The 19250-nt window shown below is 62.5% G+C and carries 22 protein-coding genes; all 22 read right to left on the bottom strand.

Annotation, left to right across the window (positions count from 1 at the left end):
• Window positions 1-3 precede the first annotated feature (3 nt).
• Entirely contained in the window at window positions 4-303 is a 300-nt protein-coding gene (nuoK, locus tag ON058_RS02960; RefSeq protein ID WP_274667536.1) for an NADH-quinone oxidoreductase subunit NuoK, read from the bottom strand.
• Window positions 300-1040 (bottom strand): NADH-quinone oxidoreductase subunit J, encoded by a 741-nt coding sequence (locus ON058_RS02955; RefSeq protein WP_274667535.1) that lies wholly within the window; start codon window positions 1038-1040, stop codon window positions 300-302. The genes nuoK and ON058_RS02955 overlap by 4 nt, the downstream gene beginning before the upstream one ends.
• Window positions 1033-1719: an NADH-quinone oxidoreductase subunit NuoI gene (gene nuoI / locus ON058_RS02950; protein WP_274667534.1), complete on the bottom strand. Its 687-nt coding sequence runs from the start codon at window positions 1717-1719 to the stop codon at window positions 1033-1035. Before nuoI ends, ON058_RS02955 begins: the two co-directional genes overlap by 8 nt.
• Window positions 1712-3073, bottom strand: coding sequence for an NADH-quinone oxidoreductase subunit NuoH (gene nuoH / locus ON058_RS02945; RefSeq protein WP_274667533.1), 1362 nt, complete (start codon window positions 3071-3073; stop codon window positions 1712-1714). The genes nuoI and nuoH overlap by 8 nt, the downstream gene beginning before the upstream one ends.
• Window positions 3073-5574: an NADH-quinone oxidoreductase subunit G gene (locus ON058_RS02940; RefSeq protein ID WP_274667532.1), complete on the bottom strand. Its 2502-nt coding sequence runs from the start codon at window positions 5572-5574 to the stop codon at window positions 3073-3075. Before ON058_RS02940 ends, nuoH begins: the two co-directional genes overlap by 1 nt.
• Entirely contained in the window at window positions 5571-6896 is a 1326-nt protein-coding gene (gene nuoF, locus ON058_RS02935; protein ID WP_274667531.1) for an NADH-quinone oxidoreductase subunit NuoF, read from the bottom strand. Before nuoF ends, ON058_RS02940 begins: the two co-directional genes overlap by 4 nt.
• A complete protein-coding gene (gene nuoE / locus ON058_RS02930) occupies window positions 6893-7546 on the bottom strand; it encodes an NADH-quinone oxidoreductase subunit NuoE (RefSeq protein ID WP_342452960.1) in 654 nt (217 codons plus the stop codon). The genes nuoF and nuoE overlap by 4 nt, the downstream gene beginning before the upstream one ends.
• Window positions 7543-8883: an NADH-quinone oxidoreductase subunit D gene (locus tag ON058_RS02925; protein WP_274667530.1), complete on the bottom strand. Its 1341-nt coding sequence runs from the start codon at window positions 8881-8883 to the stop codon at window positions 7543-7545. Before ON058_RS02925 ends, nuoE begins: the two co-directional genes overlap by 4 nt.
• Window positions 8880-9575: an NADH-quinone oxidoreductase subunit C gene (locus ON058_RS02920; protein WP_342452959.1), complete on the bottom strand. Its 696-nt coding sequence runs from the start codon at window positions 9573-9575 to the stop codon at window positions 8880-8882. Before ON058_RS02920 ends, ON058_RS02925 begins: the two co-directional genes overlap by 4 nt.
• Window positions 9572-10123, bottom strand: coding sequence for an NADH-quinone oxidoreductase subunit B (locus tag ON058_RS02915; RefSeq protein ID WP_274667529.1), 552 nt, complete (start codon window positions 10121-10123; stop codon window positions 9572-9574). Before ON058_RS02915 ends, ON058_RS02920 begins: the two co-directional genes overlap by 4 nt.
• Before the next feature lie 3 nt (window positions 10124-10126).
• On the bottom strand, window positions 10127-10486 hold the full coding sequence (locus ON058_RS02910) for an NADH-quinone oxidoreductase subunit A (protein WP_274667528.1): 360 nt from the start codon (window positions 10484-10486) through the stop codon (window positions 10127-10129).
• 46 nt (window positions 10487-10532) lie between these two features.
• On the bottom strand, window positions 10533-11822 hold the full coding sequence (locus ON058_RS02905) for a geranylgeranyl reductase family protein (RefSeq protein ID WP_274667527.1): 1290 nt from the start codon (window positions 11820-11822) through the stop codon (window positions 10533-10535).
• Between the two features lie 109 nt (window positions 11823-11931).
• Window positions 11932-12444 (bottom strand): hypothetical protein, encoded by a 513-nt coding sequence (locus ON058_RS02900; protein WP_274667526.1) that lies wholly within the window; start codon window positions 12442-12444, stop codon window positions 11932-11934.
• Between the two features lie 124 nt (window positions 12445-12568).
• A complete protein-coding gene (locus ON058_RS02895; protein ID WP_274667525.1) occupies window positions 12569-12886 on the bottom strand; it encodes a hypothetical protein in 318 nt (105 codons plus the stop codon).
• Window positions 12883-13137, bottom strand: a complete 255-nt coding sequence (locus ON058_RS02890; protein WP_274667524.1) for a hypothetical protein — start codon at window positions 13135-13137, stop codon at window positions 12883-12885. Before ON058_RS02890 ends, ON058_RS02895 begins: the two co-directional genes overlap by 4 nt.
• 23 nt (window positions 13138-13160) lie before the next feature.
• Complete coding sequence (locus ON058_RS02885) at window positions 13161-13925, bottom strand: hypothetical protein (protein ID WP_274667523.1); 765 nt, start codon at window positions 13923-13925, stop codon at window positions 13161-13163.
• A gap of 64 nt (window positions 13926-13989) precedes the next feature.
• The gene (locus ON058_RS02880) at window positions 13990-16848 is read right to left on the bottom strand and encodes a hypothetical protein (protein ID WP_274667522.1); all 2859 of its coding nucleotides are present in this window, start codon (window positions 16846-16848) and stop codon (window positions 13990-13992) included.
• Between the two features lie 14 nt (window positions 16849-16862).
• A complete protein-coding gene (locus ON058_RS02875) occupies window positions 16863-16997 on the bottom strand; it encodes a hypothetical protein (protein WP_274667521.1) in 135 nt (44 codons plus the stop codon).
• Window positions 16998-17124: 127 nt separating this feature from the next.
• On the bottom strand, window positions 17125-17526 hold the full coding sequence (locus ON058_RS02870) for a WXG100 family type VII secretion target (protein WP_274667520.1): 402 nt from the start codon (window positions 17524-17526) through the stop codon (window positions 17125-17127).
• 59 nt (window positions 17527-17585) lie between these two features.
• On the bottom strand, window positions 17586-17879 hold the full coding sequence (locus tag ON058_RS02865) for a WXG100 family type VII secretion target (RefSeq protein WP_274667519.1): 294 nt from the start codon (window positions 17877-17879) through the stop codon (window positions 17586-17588).
• Window positions 17880-17978: 99 nt separating this feature from the next.
• The gene (locus ON058_RS02860) at window positions 17979-18605 is read right to left on the bottom strand and encodes a hypothetical protein (RefSeq protein ID WP_274667518.1); all 627 of its coding nucleotides are present in this window, start codon (window positions 18603-18605) and stop codon (window positions 17979-17981) included.
• Between the two features lie 320 nt (window positions 18606-18925).
• Complete coding sequence (locus ON058_RS02855) at window positions 18926-19243, bottom strand: hypothetical protein (RefSeq protein WP_274667517.1); 318 nt, start codon at window positions 19241-19243, stop codon at window positions 18926-18928.
• Window positions 19244-19250: the final 7 nt, after the last annotated feature.

Below are 19250 nucleotides of genomic sequence, written 5' to 3'. Positions count from 1 at the left end.
TCCTTACCCCTTCAGCTCGGCGGGCTCGTCGAGCGAGATGGTCTGACGTGCGCGGAACAGCGCGATGATGATCGCGAGACCCACCACCACCTCAGCGGCTGCCACGACCATGACGAAGAACGCCATGATCTGGCCGTCGAGTTCACCGAACATGCGGGAGAACGCGACAAGCGCGAGGTTGGCGGCGTTCAGCATGAGTTCCACACCCATGAACGCCACGATCGCATTGCGGCGCAACAGTACGGCCGCGGAACCGATCGAGAACAAAATCGCGGCGAGGATGACGTAGTTCATGGGGTTCACTTGTCATCACCGCCCTTCTGCTCCGGGTTCTCAAGGTGGGCGCGGAACTCCGCACCATCCTGCGTCTGGTGACGAATCTCCAGCACACGGGACACCGAGTCCTCGATGACGTTGCCCTCAGGATCAAGAGCCGGCACGTCGAGCGCATTGTGGCGGGCGTACACACCAGGCATGGGCTTGTTCACCGGGTTCGCACCCGCAAGAACACGCGCCTCAGCCAGCTCGACCTGCGTGCGGCGCGGCGTCAAGCGAGGCACATGCGTCAAGACCAGCGCGCCCACGGCGGCGGTGATGAGCAGGAAGCCCAGCACTTCCATCACCAGGACGTACTCGGAGAACAGCTGCAAAGCGATCTCTTCAGGGTTGCCTTCCACACCAGTGATGCGGGGCTCCATGGTGACCTTGCCAATCACGGCGATCAGGAGAATGGCCAAACCGATAGAGCCGGCAAAACCAATCCACTTCTGACCCTTGATGGTTTCCTTGAGGTCCTCACGCTGGTCAACACCCACCAGCATCAGCACGAACAGGAACATCATCATGACGGCGCCGGTGTAGACCACGATCTGCACCACACCAAGGAACGGTGCGCCCAGGCCCACGTAAGCGGCGGCCAAACCGACCATCACGGTAACGATCGACATAGCGATGTGCACCGGACGCTTGGCAAACAGCAACGCGAGCGAAGGGATCACCGTCAAGAATGCGACGATCCAGAACAACACTTCGTTAACCACGGGCGGCCTCCGCCTTTCGGTTCTCCGGAAGAGTCGGCTCCTCGGGGCGGTGCTCACGCACCCACTCGACCTGCTCGTCGACCACCTGGGTCACGTCACCCTTGTAGTAGTCGTCATCCTTGGTGCCCGGCACCATGGGGTGAGGCGCGGCCAGCATGCCGTCCTCGAGCGGAGCCAACAGGTCCTGCTTTTCGTAGATCAGACCCTCACGGGTGGGGCCTGCAAGCTCAAAGTCGTTGGTCATCGTCAGCGCACGCGTGGGGCACGCCTCGATGCACAAACCACAGAAGATGCAGCGCAGGTAGTTGATCTGATAGACGCGACCGTAACGCTCACCCGGTGAGTACTGGGCGTCAGGCGTGTTGGAGTCGGCCTCGACATAGATCGCGTCTGCGGGGCAGGCCCACGCACACAGTTCACAGCCGATGCACTTCTCAAGTCCGTCTTCATAGCGGTTGAGCTGGTGACGCCCGTGGTAGCGCGGCATCGCAGTGTCGCGCTTTTCGGGGTACTGCTCGGTGACAGTGGGCTTGAAGAAGTTACGAATCGTCACACCGAACCCAGCGACCGGGGCAAAAACCTTGCCCACGGGGCCCGGCTCGGGGAGGTTCGACACAAAGCGTTCGGCTTGGCCTTCACGCTCGCGGTTCACCTTCCAGACGTCATCTGACTCAGTCATCGTCGCCTCCTTCGGTGGCGGCTCGGCTGGTGCTCGCCTCGACGGTGCGACCCGAGCGTGGCGAGGGGGGCAAGGTCTGGTGCGGCAGCGGCGGCACGGGGAAGCCACCGGCAAAGGCGTCAAGCACCTCAGGCTCCGGCTCGGTTTCCTCGGGTTTCTTCGCGTCCTTCGCATCCTTGATGAAGCTGATGACGGAAATAGTGAGCAGGATTCCCACCAGTCCGGCAACGGCGTCGTACACGTTGAGGTCACGGCCCCACGAGTCGAAGATCTGGCGACCCACGGAGAAGAAGACCAGCCACCCCAGACCCACGGGGATCAGGATCTTCCAGCCGAACTTCATGAACTGGTCGTAGCGGAATCGCAGGAGCGAACCGCGCACCCAGACAAAGAAGAACATGAGCAGCCAGATCTTGATGATCAGCCAGATGGGCGCAAGCCAGCCGGAGTTGAGGAACTCGCCACCTGGCCAGTCCATGGGCCACGGCGCATGCCAGCCACCCAGGAACAGCGTGGCGGCGACGGCGGACACGTTGATCATGTTCATGTATTCAGCGAGGAAGAACCATGCGAACTTCATGGAGGAGTACTCCGTCATGAAGCCGGCGACCAGTTCACCTTCCGCTTCCGGAAGGTCAAACGGCAGACGGTTCGTTTCACCGATCATCGAGATGACGTACAGCACGAACGCCGGGAACAGTGGCCAAATCCACCAGCGGGCGTCCTGAGCTTCCACGATTCCGGACGTTGACATCGTGCCCGACAGCAGGAACACCGTCACCAGCGACAAGCCCATGGCCAGTTCGTAGGAGATGACCTGTGCGGTGGAGCGGATCGCACCCATCAGCGGGTAGGTGGAGCCGGAGGCCCAACCACCCAGGACGATGCCGTACACACCCAGGGCGGCGCAGGCCAGGATGAACAGCACGGCGACCGGGAAGTCGGTCAACATCATGGGGGTCGTGATGTCTGTGCCCGGGATGGTCACGACAGGGCCGAACGGGATCACGGAGAAGATCAGGAAGGCACAGAACACGGAGATCATGGGCGCTGCGATGTACAGCACCTTGTCTGCGGCGCGGACTGTGATGTCTTCCTTGAACATCAGCTTCATGGCGTCGGAGACGGACTGCAGCAGACCGAACGGACCCAAACGGTTGGGGCCCGGACGGGACTGCAAGCGTCCGATCACACGGCGCTCGAACCACACTGCGAACAGCACGCTCAGCAGCAGGAACACCAGGATGAGGACGGCCTTGACGATTGGTACCCATAACGGGTCGTCAGCGAGGGCCTCCGCTACGTCGACCGGAACTCCGCCCGGGTCGACTGCGGTCATCAGCGAGGACAGCATCACACCCCTCCCTTCACGGTGACGCGTGCGCCGGGCTCGACGCCCAGTTCTTGAGCCACCCAGGAGCCAGGCGACTTGGCGGGCACCCACACCACGCCATCGATCATGTCAGTGATGACAACAGGGAGTTCAAGGGAACCGGTGCCACTGGAGATGGTGACCAGGCCGTCCTTGAGTCCCACGGCGTCCGCGGTCTTGCGCGACAGACGCGCCACAGCGGTGCGTCCCGTGCCGGCGAGGTACGGTTCGCCGTCCTGCAGCGCACCTTCGTCGACCAGCAGGTGCCACGAGGCCAGGACCAGTTCCGAGCCAGCCTTAGCGTCCACCTTGGCGGCGTCCACCTTGGGGGCGGCGGGGCGTTCAGCCTTGGTAGCGGCGCCCAACGAACCGAGCTGCTGCGAAATCTCAGCGACAGCACCGGTACCCAGGTGGACGCCCAGTTCACGCGCCAGAATGTCGAGCACCCGGTGGTCGCTCATCGCATCCGTCTTGATGGCGGTCGCGAATCCACGCAGGCGGCCTTCCCAGTTGACGAAGGTTCCGGACTTCTCCGACGGGGGCGCCACAGGCAACACCACATCGGCGTAGTCGGCAACTTCGGAGCGGCGCACCTCAAGCGACAACACAAAGCCGGTAGCTTCCAGCGCCGCCGTCAGGTCATCGCTGAGGTCGGACGGTGTCACACCACCCACGACGAGCGCGTCAATCTTGCCTGCCGCGGCATCGGCGATAATCGCGGAAGCCGAACGACCTGCCTGCTCAGGAAGCGCATCGGCTCCCCAAGCCTGAGCAACAGCGTCACGGGCCGATGCCTCAGTCACCGAACGTCCGCCCGGCAACAGTGCGGGAAGCGCGCCAGCTTCAACGGCGCCACGTTCACCTGCACGGCGAGGAATCCACGCCAGCTTGGCTCCCGTGCGCTTGGCCAAGGCCAGCGCCTGGGTGAAGGCGCCGGGTGCGCCGGCAAGACGCTCGCCCACGATGATGACGGCGCCGTCCTGCTTGAGTGCCTCAGCGGCATCAGTGGAGCCCTTGACTGCCGCGAAGGCCTTACCCTCGCCGCCGGGGGCGGTAGCGAGCAAGGTGGCATCCAGCTTCTCAGCGCCACGCGACAAGTAAGGCGCGATCGTGAAGACCCGCTGGCGGCCCAGGGACTTGCGCAGACGCAGGAACACCACGCCGCCCTCATCCTCAGGCTCGAAGCCTGCGAGGAGAACGGCCGGAGCCTTCTCCAAGTCAGTGAAGGTGACACCCATGCCCGTACCGGCAACAGAGGAACCCAGGAAGTCCTGCTCCTCATCGGAAGCCACACGTGTACGGATGTCGACGTCGTTGGTGCGCAGCACCAGGCGAGCGAACTTTTGGTACGCGTAGGCGTCTTCCATCGTGACTCGACCGCCAGGCAACACCGCGGCACCCTGAGGCGTGGCGTCCTCGCCGTCACCGTCAAGCGCGGTGCGCAGGCCCTTGGCCGCGGCGGCAAGCGCCTCCGGCCAGGAAGCCTCATGCAGTTCGCCATCTTCACCACGCACCAGCGGGCGGGTGATGCGGTCGGACAGGTTCTGCCACGTGAACGCGAAGCGGTCCTTGTCGGTCACCCACTCTTCGTTCACCACGGGATCGTTGTCCGCAAGGCGACGCAGAATCTTGCCGCGACGGTGGTCCGTACGGATGGCCGCACCGGACGAGTCGTGCTCCGAGATACCTGCGCTCGACACCAAGTCGAACGGACGTGAACGGAAGCGGTAGGACGCGCTGGTGAGCGCACCCACCGGGCAAATCTGGACGGTGTTGCCGGAGAAGTACGACGAGAATGCGCGTCCCGACTCGTCCTCAGCAGCCACACCAATGGGCTCGTACCCGTCAAAGTTCAGCACGTCCTCGTTGAACGTACCGATCTGCTGCATAGCGCCACGGTTCTGCAAGTCAATGAAGGCGTCTCCCGCGATCTCCTTGGAGAAACGGGTGCAACGCTGGCACAGCACACACCGTTCGCGGTCCAAGAGAATCTCAGAGCTGAGCGCAAGCGGCTTCTCAAAAACACGCTTCACATCAATGAAGCGGGTCTCGGTACGGCCGCTGCTCATCGCCTGGTTCTGCAGGGGGCATTCGCCGCCCTTGTCACAGACCGGGCAGTCAAGAGGGTGGTTGATGAGCAGCAGCTCCATCACACCTTCTTGCGCCTTCTTCGCAGACTCAGACGAGTGCTGCGTGTTGACGACCATGCCGTCCATCGCCGTCATCGTGCATGACGCCTGCGGCTTGGGGAACGGACGGACGTTGCCTTCACGGTCCGGAGCAGCGACGTCCACGAGGCACTGACGGCACGCGCCCGCTGGCTTCAGCAGCGGGTGGTCGCAGAAGCGTGGAATGTCGATGCCGACCTGCTCGGCAGCGCGAATGATGAGGGTGCCCTTGGGCACGGTCACCTCACGGCTGTCAATCGTCAAAGTGACGGTTTCGACAGCCTCAGTGGTGGCCTTGTCCGCGGTCGAGGTCATGCGTGAGCCTCCTCGGTGACCTTCGCGGCGTCGTACTCAAACAGAGCCGACTTGGAGTGGTCGAACGGGCATGCGCCCTCAGCGATGTGCTGTTCGAACTCCTCGCGGAAGTACTGGATGGAACTGGAGATACAACTGGTGGCGCCGTCTCCCAGGGCGCAGAACGCGCGGCCCAGGATCGACTCGCACGTGTCGAGCAACTGCTGGATGTCGGCTTCGGTGCCCTGACCGTTTTCCACACGCTTGAGGATTTGGGTCAGCCAGAAGGTGCCTTCACGGCAGGGGGTGCACTTTCCGCAGGACTCGTGCTTGTAGAACTCGGTCCAGCGGGTGACGACGCGCACCACACAGGTGGTTTCGTCGAAGATCTGTAGAGCGCGGGTGCCCAGCATGGAGCCGGCGGCGCCTACGGATTCATAGTCGAGCGGTGTGTCGAGGTGCTCTTCTGTGAAGATCGGGGTCGAGGAACCGCCGGGGGTCCAGAACTTCAACTTCTTGCCACCGCGCATGCCGCCAGCCATGTCGATCAGTTCGCGCAGGGTGATGCCCAGCGGAGCCTCGTACTGGCCGGGACGTTCCACGTGACCGGACAGCGAGAAGAGTCCCATGCCCTTGGAGCGTTCGGTGCCCATAGAGGTGAACCATTCGACGCCACGGTCAATGATCGCGGGGACGGAGGACACGGATTCGACGTTGTTCACCACGGTGGGGCGGGCGTACAGGCCGGCCACGGCGGGGAACGGCGGCTTGAGACGTGGCTGACCGCGACGGCCCTCCAACGAGTCCAGCAGCGCTGTCTCTTCACCACAGATGTAGGCACCAGCACCAGCGTGCACGGTGACGTCCAGGTCGAACCCGGAGCCGTGAATGTTCTTGCCCAGGTGTCCGGCGGCGTAGGCCTCACGGACGGCCTGCATCAGGCGGCGGTAGACGTGAGTGACTTCACCGCGCAGGTAGATGAAGGCGTGGTTACAGCCGATCGCGTACGACGTGATCGCGACACCCTCAATGAGGACGTGGGGTGCGGACAGCATCGTGGGGATGTCTTTGCACGTGCCGGGCTCGGATTCGTCGGCGTTGACCACCAGGTAGCGCGGGCCGCCGTCGTCCGGGGGCAGGAAGCCCCACTTCATTCCGGTGGGGAAGCCCGCACCGCCACGGCCACGCAGGCCGGAGTCCTTAATGGCCTGAACGATGTCGTTCTGCTCCATGCCGAGCGCCTTCTTGAGCGCACGGTAGCCACCGTGGTCCTCGTAGGTCGACAGCTTCCAGGACTGTTCTGCGTCCCAGGTGGCGGACAGTACCGGGGTGAGTTCCGTCATCGCTGCTCCTCCCAACCCTGTTCGCGGGCAATCTTGAGTCCCACGAGCGTGGGGTCGCCCACGCCCTGGTCTTCATCGGCTTTGCCGTCTTCGAAGCCTGCCAGGACACGCTCAGTCTCCTTGAAGGTGGAGACCTTGTTGGGGCCGCGGGTGGGCTTGACGTCGCGTCCTTCAAGGATGTCGTCCACGATCCGCAGTGCACGGTCGGGCGTCATGTTGTCGAAGAACTCCCAGTTGACCATCATCACGGGCGCGTAGTCGCAGGCCGCGTTGCATTCGATGCGTTCCAGCGAGATCTTGCCGTCGGCGGTGGTTTCGTCGTGACCCACGCCGCACTTGTCCGACAGTTGGCGCCAAATTTCGTCGCCGCCCATAGTGGCGCACAGTGCCGTGGTGCAGACGCCCACCTGGTACTCGCCGTTGGGGCGGCGCTTGTACTGGGTGTAGAACGTTGCGACGGCGGACACTTCCGCGGAGGTCAGGTCCACGACATCGGCGCAGAAGGCGATGCCGTCGGGGCTGACGTAGCCGTCCACGGACTGCACCAAGTGCAGTAGCGGCAGCAGTGCCGAACGCTTAACTGGGTAGCGGCCAACGATGTCGTTGGCGTCCTTGCGCAGTTGCGCCAGGGTGTCTGCGTCGTAGGTCATCGGTCTACGCCTCCCAGAACCATGTCGATCGAGGCGATCGCGACCACGACGTCGGCGATCTGGCCGCCCTCCGCCATGATCGACAGCGCCTGCAGGTTGTTGAAGCCGGGGTCACGGAAGTGGGCACGCCAGGGCTTGGTGCCGCCGTCGGACACCAGGTGGACGCCCAGCAAGCCCTTGGGGCCTTCGATGGCTTGGTACACCTGGCCGGCGGGGACGTCGAAGCCTTCGGTCACCAGCTTGAAGTGGTGGATGAGGGCTTCCATGGATTCGCCCATGATGTGCCGGATGTGCTCGGGCGAGTTTCCCTGGCCGTCGGTACCGATCGACAGCTGGGCGGGCCAGGCGATCTTCTTGTCCGCGACCATGACGGGGCCGTCGCCAAGCTTTTCGAGACGGTCCACGCACTGTTCGACGATCTTCAGGGACTCGTAGCACTCTTCCATGCGCAGCACCATGCGCGACCAGGCGTCGCAGTCGGTGCTGGTGGGGACCTGGAAGTCGTAGGTTTCGTAGCCGCAGTACGGCTCGGCCTTGCGGACGTCGTAGGGCAGACCGGTGGAGCGCAGGATGGGCCCGGTGATACCGAGCGCCGTTGCGGCCGACAGGTTCATGGTGGCAACGTTCTTGAGACGTCCCTTGAGGATGGGGTTTTCCATCTGCAGTGCAGCCATCTCGTCGAGGCGCTGCTTCACTGCGGGGATCATCTTGCGGAGCGCTGCGATGCCACCTTCGGGCAGGCCTTGCGCGACGCCGCCGGGGCGAATGTAGGCGTTGTTGGTGCGCAGACCGGAGATCATTTCGATGATCTTGAAGGTTTCTTCGCGACCAATGAACGCGGTGGTCATGATGGTGGTGGCACCAAGCTCGTTACCACCGGTTCCCACAGCTACCAGGTGGGAGCCGATGCGGGTGAGCTCCGACATCAGGACGCGCAGGATTGAGGCGCGTTCGGGGATGTCGTCGGTGATGCCCAGCAGCTTTTCGATGCCCAGGCAGTAGACGAGTTCTTGCGCCATGGACGCCACGTAGTCCATGCGGGTACAGAACGTGACGCCTTGCGTCCAGGTCCGGTACTCCATGTTCTTTTCGATGCCGGTGTGGAGGTAGCCGATGCCGGCACGGGCTTCCGTGACGGTCTCACCTTCGATTTCCAGCATGACGCGTAGCACGCCGTGCGTGGAGGGGTGCTGGGGGCCCATGTTCATGACGATGCGCTGTTGGCCCAGGCGCATGGCTTCTTCGACAGTTTCTGACCAGTCGGCACCGTAGACGGTGTACTCGGGGACGGTCGGGTCGTCAGTGAAGGCGCCGGTGGCGTGGGGTGCGTGAGTCATCGGTACTGCCTCCGCTCACCGGGCGAGGGTACTTCTGCGCCCTTGTATTCGATGGGGATGCCGCCTAGCGGGTAGTCCTTGCGCTGGGGGTGGCCTACCCAGTCGTCTGGCATCTCGATGCGGGCGAGTGCGGGGTGGCCGTCAAAGATGATGCCAAAGAAGTCCCACGTTTCGCGTTCGTGCCAGTTGTTCATGGGGTAGATGCCGCACAGCGAGGGGATGTGGGCGTCGTTTTCATCCACGGCGACCTCGATGCGGAGGCGACGGTTGTGGGTGATGGACTGCATGGGGTAGACGGCGTGGAGTTCGCGGCCCTTGTCTGCGGGGTAGTGAACGCCGGAGACTCCCAAGCACATTTCGAAGCGCAGGTCTTGGTCGTCGCGCAGGTGTTGGGCGACGGCAAGGAGGTGCTCGCGGGCAATGTAGAGGGTCAGTTCTCCGCGGTCCACGACCACGTACTCGATGGCTTCCTGTGCGGCGTCGCCCAGGAGTTCTTCGAGGATGTCGACGACGCCGTCGAACCATTCGCCGTAGGGGCGTTCGGAGGCGCCGGGCATCTGTACGGGCTTGACCAGTCCGTCGAATCCAGAGGTGTCGCCCTTGGCACCGAACAGTCCTTCACGGACGTTGATGAGGGTCAGCGGGGAGCGCCCTTCGGCTGCGACGGGCTGGATGTCGTTGTTGTCGCTCAACGCAGCAGGCCCTTCTGGTCGATGGTGGGGGTCGCCTTGAGTGCGGCGGCTTCTGCCGCTGCGGCGATTTCGCGGCGGTTGGCTCCGAACGGCGTGGTCTTGACCTGGTTCTGGAGTTCCAGCAGGGCGTTGATCAGCATTTCGGGGCGGGGCGGACAGCCGGGGAGGTAGATGTCCACGGGGACGATGTGGTCGACGCCTTGGACGATGGCGTAGTTGTTGAACATGCCACCGGAGGAGGCGCAGACGCCCATGGACAGCACCCACTTGGGGTTGGCCATCTGGTCGTAGACCTGGCGGACGATGGGTGCCATCTTGTTGGATACGCGGCCGGCGACGATCATGAGGTCCGCTTGGCGGGGTGAACCGCGGAAGACTTCAGATCCAAACCGGGAGATGTCGAACCGGGAGGTTCCGGTTCCCATCATTTCGATTGCGCAGCATGCCAGTCCGAACGTTGCTGGCCATAGTGAGCCCGCGCGGGCCCAGCCAACAAAGCTCTCGACAGTGCCGAGCATGAACGGAGGTGCACTCTCTTCAATACCCATAAGTCAGTCCCACTCAAATCCGCCGCGACGCCACTCATACACAAAGGGGATGGTGATGAGGGCGAGGAAGGTCATGGTTGCGATGAGGCCGAACCAGCCCAGGGCGTCGTGTGCGACGGCCCAGGGGTAGAGGAAGACGACCTCGATGTCGAAGACGATGAATGTCATGGCGACCAGGTAGTACTTGATCGGTACTCGGCCACCGCCGGTTGCGCCCGGGGTGGGCTGCAGGCCGGACTCGTACTGGTCCACTTTTGCGGAGTTGTACCGCTTGGGGCCAGTCAGCGAGCTGATGATCAGTCCCGCGACTGCCATGGCCGCGGCGACGCAGATCATCACCACGATTGGCACGTAGGGATTCACTGGTCAACTCCTTTGTTTGTCGCGTCGGGGACGCCGGGGATGAAGGTCATGCCTGCGGAGCCACCTTGGTCAAGGTTGACATCAGCCGGTCTGCCCAGTCCCCGCCGGTCGGTTCGTAGACGTCTGCCAGCAGTTTATGGGTGAAGCGCATCACCAGGGGCCGGGGAAGGCCGTAGGTGGTGCAGATCTTCATGACGGAGGGGTGGGCGATGAGGTGTGCGAACACTCGGCCTAGGGAGAAGTAGCCGCCTAGATCGTCCTTCATTTGCTGTGCGTAGCCTTCGAGTGCGGCTTCGCGGGCGCCGTCGGTGCGGGCTTCCCGCCAGGCGACGATCGCTTCGCTGGCACGGCGCGCGGACTGCATGGCGTAGGCGATGCCTTCGCCGTTGAAGGGGCTCACCATGCCGCCGGAGTCTCCGATGAGCATGAGGCCGGGGACGTAGTGAGGCTGGCGGTTGAAGGCCATGGGGATGGCGGCGCCTTGGACTTTGCCTAGGGGTGCTTCAGGGTCGATGCCCCAGTCGCCCAGGCTGTTCTTCACCCAGCCGTCGAACAAGGCGCGGTGGTCCAGGCCGGAGGGGGCTCCGTTGGGGCTGAGGGTGCCCAGGCCGATGTTCGCGGTGCCGTCGCCGAGCGGGAAGATCCAGCCGTAGCCGGGAAGGAGGTTCGACTTACCTGCCTCTCCGTCCCAGATGGTGAGGTGGCCTTCCATCCATTCTTCGTCGTGGCGTGGGGTGTCGAAGTAGGTGCGGACAGCCACGCCCATGGGGCGGTTGTCCATGCGTTCTAGACCAAGGCCGAGCGCGATGCGGGCGCTGACGCCGTCCGCGGCGATCACGATGGGCGCGGTGTAGGTGACTTCTTCGCCTACCTTGCGCCCCTTCTCGTCTGTCGCTTTCGCGGTCACTCCCGTGACCCTGCCGGTGAGTTCATCGCGAACGGAACCGGTCACGAACCAACCTTCGCGGACATCGGCCCCTGCGGAGCGTGCGTGCTGCGCGAGGATGTGGTCAAAGCTGGCGCGCGGCAGGCTGAGTCCGTAGTTGGGGAATGAGTCTTGTTCGTGCCAGGGGAACTCGAGGCGGTGGCCGCCGCCCACCATGCGGAGACCCCAGTTGGGGATCCATCCTTCATCGCGGGGGGTGGGGAGGTTGAGAAGTTCCAGCTCTTTGACGGCTTTGGGGGTGAGTCCGTCGCCACAGACCTTCTCACGCGGGAAGTACGACTTCTCTAGCGCGATGACGTCAAATCCCTCGCGTGCCAGGTAATACGCGGCAGCGGAGCCACCAGGCCCGGCACCCACCACAATCACGTCGGCTTGCGTTTTCACGCCCATAGCCTACGCGGTCCGGGACCATGGTCACGAACGCTCAAATATGCCACCCCCACACAAAAAACGCAAGTTCGACGTTGCGAAAATCACGTGTGCTGGGCACTCCCCCACGTCAGCCTCGATCATCACGGAGACCGAACAGCGGCTCGCCCGTGGTGGCGGTGAGGGACTCAACCAAGTCAGGGATCGACGCCAGGAGCACATGGGAAGCGAAATCGACTTCGTAGTACTTCATCCTTGCGACGGCGACCCCTCCGACTGACATCTGCACGCGTTCACGTCCATGCACCGTGACGTCCGCAAAGCTGAAGCGCTTATCCGGGCCGTCGAACCTCGTGAAAATCGCAGGAACCCGGTAGGACTTACCGGAACTGAGCACGTCCCACAGCAACCACCGGTACCCGTACTCCCATGACGCGAACCACGACCAGTAGTCATAGCCAGCAGAGCGTTCACGTTTCTTGTACTGGTCGAGCGAACCGTCATCGTTGAGAATCCAGCGGTCATGCAACTGCCACAGGTCTGGCCCCACATCCAACCGCCGGCCGTCCTCCGACAGCTCCCAATCAAATGCGGCGTCCTCGATAGCAGCCATCAGTTCGTTCGTCAGAACTATGCGTTTCACTTCATCACCCCTCAAGCAAAACCCTGTCCGGTCCACAGGCTCGCAACAGTCAGTCCCCGGAGTTGCTACTGGGCCTCGACCAGGAAACTGAAGCCGGAACAACGTTGTGAGAGTGAGTGGGCCTCTACCGGCCTGCGGGGGCGATACGTAGCGTGGTCCACTCGTGAACCCGTTGCATCATTTCGCGCACGTACTGCTCGCGCGGGTCTAGCAGGGGTGGCTTTCCAAAGAACGTGGTCGTGGACGCTGTAGGACCAATCACGACCGCAATCGAGAACATTCCATGCTCGGGCTCGAGCGCGAACCGCACCTCGAACCGTTCACGCACCACCGCAGTGACATGACGACGTTCCTCATCAACCTTCACCACCAGGCCATGAGACCCGAACACGCCACCAAACAGCTCCACCATCTGGTCCGTGGTAGTCACCACTTCACTCATGACTCCACCACCTTGGACAAAGGCGTCGCCACCATATGGAGACCATCGAATACGAAGCCCATCTCGTCACGCAAGATCCGCCACTGTTCGCCAAGCATCGACGACTCCGGAGCCACCCGAGGATCCGTTGTGAACGCGATCTCACCACGCGAAGCAATGTCCTGCAAATAGGGCTTGACGAACATGTCCACCATGTCCCGATCAGTCATCCCCAACTGGGCTTTCAACGCCTGCCACTTCTCATCAGGCATCACAAACTGTGGACCCTCACCCATCATGCACCCCCAAACTCTGAACTGACCCTGTCTGGTCCAGAGACCCCAGGTAGCGGACCATACGCCTGCTCAAGACGGGCCAAAAAGTCCTCCGGCAACACCTTCACACACCACGTGCGCACATCTGTCAAGCGCTCCACCAACTCCACCGCTTGCCACGACCGCGGATACCGATACCGGTGCCCCATGGCCGACCAGGTCTGCTCCGTCAACTGACGGTTATCAACAAAGATCCGAATGTCACACGTCGCAGCGCGATCCAACGGTGCAATCTCTAACTCGAACGCCTCAAACAGACGGGCCTGCACCGCACCCGAACCAACCCGTGCCCGTTCAAACTGGATCGCTTTGCCAAACACCTGCTGCAACGACGTCACCACCGCAGGGCCCGCGCTCTCCCACGCCGACGACGGATCCTCACTGGAATGAGGAAACACCGGCAACGGCGTCAATGTGTACGAGTCAATGACCTCCGTAGACCATCGCACGTACTCCTCCGGCAACACCGCCGCCGCCCGCTCCCGCTCAGCCTCAACAATGGGCCGCAAATCCTCCGCACCCCACCCCTCAGGCAACACATACCGACGAAACACCACCGGAACAGGATTGCCTTCCGCACTCAGGAAAGGGTCCAAGGAAGACTCAACGGTGCGCCCATCAGCACGTAAGACCAGCACCACATCGACGATCCCAAACCAGTTGGGGGCGACCGCCATACCGGTGCCCTCGGGTTCGAGGATGAAGCCAGGATGAGCTAGCAGCACGCCATCGTCTCTAGCAAACGCCGCTTTGAAGGTCTGGTGACGCGGACTTCTCTCGTACGCCACCTCACTCAGTCCTCTCGCGATAAGGCATTTCCCAACCCTCCGGACTCGGTTTCTTTGGGACTTCGTCAGGATAATGGGGCGATTCCTGCGCCCACAGATACTCTTTCCACAACGCACGTGGTTCCTCCGGCGGCGTTCCCGGAGCAGGAGGCTTTGGAGCCGCCTCCGTTGGGTCATGGGTGAACCGCACGTCCATGCCGCGAGCCTGGGCATCCTCCAGGAACGGCTTGTTGAAGAACTCAAACATATCCCGGTCGGGAACCGGGCTACTGTCGCTACCGTAGCGATTCTGGAACTGCACCCACTCACCGTAGTTGAAGTAGGCATCACCATCAGCCATCGCGCGCTGTTCATACGACGAGTGACGCATTTCTGGATCGCCCACATAAGACCCCAAAGTGGCACGGCCGGCGGTGTCCATGTTGTGCGTGGACTCCATATACGTACGCGCCCACACTTCATCAGTCAGGCCGTTAGCCCGCAACTCCGGGGAAATCGCAGGCGTGGCAGGAATCTCTCGCTGACGCACCACCGTGCCGTTCTCATCACGGAGCGTCACCACCTGCCGGCTGTTCGGATCTGACGGATCCAGCACCCGCATCTCAGTGGAGTAGTTGTCGGGGAACCGATCTATTCCCTCCCACGACTCACGTCCAGGAGCAGCGCCCGCCTGTACAGAAGCGTCCTGCGACGTGCCAGCGCCATCCGCACCAGCAGCATCCGCATCCCCAGTCACACCGTCAACGTCTGAAGACTGAGGCGACACATCAGAATCCGCCACCGTGCCGGAATCTCCGTCAGCCTTCGACTGCGACCCATCGGCATCGGTGCCATCCGTTGCGCTCCGAGCCTGAGCATCGGCACTGCCCTCCGCGTCACCCTCTCCATCGGCACGCGATGAAGAAGTCTCCACGTCCGGGCTAGTCGGAGCCTCAACGTTGCTTCCGGCAGTCTCAACTGCACTACTGTGCACATCCGTACCGGCATCGGCACTGTCAACATCGTCCCTACCTCGACCACCAGGCAAGCGTCGAACAGGACCATCACCGTCAGCGGCGTCCGCTACAGACCTGACCGGCGCATCAGCCCGAGCATCGACCTCAACACCTCTATCGAAATGGGACGGCGACGCTTCCACAGCAGAGTTGGCAGCACCCGCCGACGGGGCATCCGCCGCGCTCACAGACGCGTCAGGCGCAGCACCAGCATCAACCGACGGCGCGTCAGCTACCGCACTCCCAGAAGGAACATCCACGTCAGCAGCAACGGGCGCCTCACCGTCCGGGACCTTAACCCCGCCGCCTTCAGCACTAGCTCCAGCAACCTCACCGCCACCCGATACCGGCGCCTCCCCCTCAGGGACCTTCGACGCCGTACCAGCGCCCTGTGCGGCCGCGACATCACCGCCACCACGCACCGGAGCATCCACATCCGTGCGGGTAGCAGACCCTGACGTAGCTGTCGCTGCTTCTGCAGTGGGCCGGCCGCTCGTGGGAGCCGTGTCAGCTGCCTGACGCACATTGAAGTCAGTGCCACCCAGGTCAGCTTGGTTGCGGCCAGAGATTACGTCACGGCGCGCCCGCGTCGAACCACCTGGCAACGCCCCGGTGGCTCCACCCAAAACCGCCGACAGGACGGCGTCAGAAAGCTGGAACTCCTCCTGCTTCCCCACAGTCTCGATTCCATAAGACGAGACACCGTCGACCACACCTCCGAACATGCGCCCCGCCACGTTGTCGAGATACTTGGCCGACGAAGCGACGTTGCCGAGGAAACCCCCGCCGGCAGACGATGCCGCCGCCAAGAACGGACTGGTGTCATCTTTCGTCCAGAAGGCGGCAACAAAGGAGCCGGTTCCATCAGTGACTGCGGCTCTCGTGAACTTCGCCCCATTAGACCCTGCCACCTGCCAAGCCCTCCAACGCTGAAGAGCACGCAAGGCGGCTTGCACCGCCCTGAACTGATTCGCCGCTGCCGAGGCAGCCATACGCAGCCTGTTCAGAACCGAGACAACACGAGCCCCGACTGCAGCGGTGCGCGCGACGGCGACAGCGGCAGCGGCAGCGCCCGCACCGCCAAAAGTCACGAAACTGAGTACAACCCCAACACCTACCGTGGCGGCCAGCTCAATCGCCAAGTCTTTCAACATGTCGGTGGTCTCGTTGCGAGTATCTTCAACCTGGGTCGCATACGAGTCGCAAAGCCCGCCAAGCCCTTCGGCCCCAGCATCGACAGCATCGGCGATCTGGTCCAACTGGGAAGCAAGTTCTTCGATGTTCGTCTCAAACAAACTCACTTCGTCCGTGGTGATCCCGGAGAGCTCGGCCGTCAGTCCACGCAACTCTCGAGCTTCAGACCGCAGATCGCGGGCCAACTGGGCCCACGCCCGTCCGGCCTCCCGCAAACGATCAACGTCCGCGTCTGGCCAGAACATGCCGCCAACAAAGTCGACGATCAGTTCCCATCCGGGGATGGGCGACGCGTTTCCGCCGGAAGAGGTCGGAGGCAAACTCGCGGCGAGCGCGGTACCAGGACCTGGGTCGACAAGGCCAGGCCCGGCACCCGACAGCCCTCTCGCACCGCGCTCCGCGGTTGAGTGGATTGCGCCCGCAGCAATCAATGCGCGCGCGAGCCAGCGTAGACCCGCCACGGAGTCCTCAAGGGCCGAGAACACCTCAGCGACGGCAGGGTCATACGACGACGAGTACTGCTCGCCACCGTCGTCGGATCCCGCCATGTTGTACCCGCGCGAAAGTTCCGACGACGCGTCGCCGACCACGCGCTTCAACGAGGCCTCCCGAGCAATCGCCTCGCGGCCAGCGGTTGAATAGTCTGACGGATCTAGATCAAGGCTAGGCATCACAACTCCGGCCGCTAGGCCACAACCTGCTTGGCCTGTTCGATCGCCGACTCGTACCCCTGCCGTGCACCGTCAGTCCGCTGCGCAAGGTTCTCGGTACGGTCATGGATCAGCCGGGCGCCAACCGCCCACACGCCGACCTCTCCCATGAACTCACGTGAGGCTTGACCAGACCAGGCTGACAACAGGGCAGAGCCGTGGCTTGAGGCTGAGCGTTCGAAGCGGCTAAGAAAATCTGCAAAATCTGCCAGCGACCGATGAAGTGACGCGAGATCGTCAGTTGTGACTGCGTGCCGGGCCATTGTCTTTCCCCCCAGATACCTGTGAACTACCCATACTTGTACGCGCAGACGGGGCCTTGCCCAACGCCCGCACCTCAGTTGCCGCGGCGCGCGCGGCTCCACTCCGACTTGCGTCGACTCCCTCGTAGCCCGCATCTGCCGCACGCATACGCGCGACAAGAGATGCCAACGCCGCACGAGTCGCCGCGGCGTCACCGAGGAGTGACTGCCACTCCGAAGCGAACTCGTCCGCGGACTCTCCTGTCCAGGTCGCGCCCACAACACCAGTTACGGACGCGTTCGCCGTCTCAAGCTGACTATCGAACTCAGAGACGAGCGCCTGCAATGCGTCTGCGGTGGTAGCGACGGCGCCAGTTGAAACAAAGAATCGAGACATATTTGCTCCTCAATCCATACGCCAGTCTCCCCTCGATGCCGAGGGGAGACTGGGGTGGACTACCCGCGGAAAGAGTTTGCGATGTTACTTTCGGATTCTTCGTAGGCAAGCGCAGTCTTGGACAGTTGGTCAGAGATCCCGACCAGCGATTCCTTCAACTGGATGCCAGCCGCGTCCCACTGCTCAAACAGATCCAAGAAGCTCTGGGAGGCTGCGCCACCCCAGTCACCGGCGACGAGTCCGTTGACAAGCGACTTGAGATTTGCCAACTGCGACTCGATCTGGGTCGCCCCGGAACTCAGTTGGTTCGCGACGCCGGAAAGCGACTCTGATGTGACCTTGATCTCGGCCATTACCCCTCCTATTAATTGATGCGACGTGGTCGCGAAAGGAACTCTATATGTTTGGTCAGCCGCAGGCAAGAGACGCCTGTGGCCAGCAACAAAGAACGGCTACCGTGGCCCGGCACTAGGCTCGTGCAACGGAATCCCAATGGCTTCGGCCACTCCCGCACGTTGCTGTGTTGCTGCGGACATCGGCACACCATGACGCGTGGCTTCGGCGTATGTCACCCGCGCCAGCTCGTAGAACGCTGAGGTGCGGCCCCGAAGGTCACGTTCCCATGCAGCGATATGGGTACGTTCAAACTCTGAGGTGTTTTCTCCAGGCTTTTGCTTGGTCACGATGATGAGGCGAAGATCAACCGATCTGATAAAGAAGTTCGCCAGTTGCTGCGTGATTGACACCGACTGGAACTCACAGAAAACTCTGATGTGATCAATATCTGACCATGGCAACTCCACGGAACGGGACACCTTCAGCCCGTCCGGGGAAACCCCTAGCGCCAACTTCCCTCGCTCCGTGAGCTTGTAGATAGCACTCCAGATCTTCCCCACACCGAAAAGTGCCACAAGGACCGCGAGTAGTCCGGTGAAGAAGGTGACCCAGCCAGAGTCCGATGAAGGATAAAAGCCGATGAGGGCCGCGCCTCCAAGGGCGATGAGGCCGAGGACAATCTCACGAACGCTCGCCGACGCGCTCTTGAAGTACAAGACTTCCGGTCTGGAGTTATCCACCATGGTTTGTTTCCCCTTGGTCGTTGGGATTTGAAGAGCGCAGGGACGGTTTCACCTCAACGCCGAACTGCAAAGCGCCCGGCGAGACACGGCGTCGAGCAGCCGCTCGAACAGGGTCCACGATGACCCGCACTGCGGAGATCACAAGGGTGACAAGCGAGAGGACAATCCAACTAAATGTCACCAAACTCAGTTCGCCAGGGCTCGCTTTCGAGGCGAAGACTGCGGCAACGAACAAACTCAAACAAGCGAGCATCAGTACCGCTAGCCGCGCAACCAGCACTCGCTTCCAAGAAAGACTCTCGCCGGGCACCGTCACTCGGTCACCACCCCTCCTGGCCGCGACACAGTTCGCCCAAGAGGTGTAGACCCGATTCTTGCGATGCAAACAGTTCCCAAGCGCGTGCGCCATCGCCCGCGTTGGCTGCAGCCTTGATCCCGCGGAGGGTCTCACTCCCTTGCGTCGCCCAGACGTGCCCAACCAACCCAGATGGCCACAATCGTTGCGCATCCAGAATCGCGTCAACTTGTGCGACGACATCGGCCGCTTTGGTTGGGTCACGTTGAAGGTCAAAGAGTGACGCCATCAGTCCCACTGTGGGCGCCTTCACCGCAGCACAGAAGTCCTTAAGTTCGCTCACATTGTCT

It is taken from the genome of Demequina sp. B12 (genome assembly GCF_028823635.1).
Taxonomy (GTDB): Bacteria; Actinomycetota; Actinomycetes; order Actinomycetales; family Demequinaceae; genus Demequina.
Note: the sequence above shows the minus strand (reverse complement) of the source record. Positions and strands in the feature narration are given on the sequence as shown.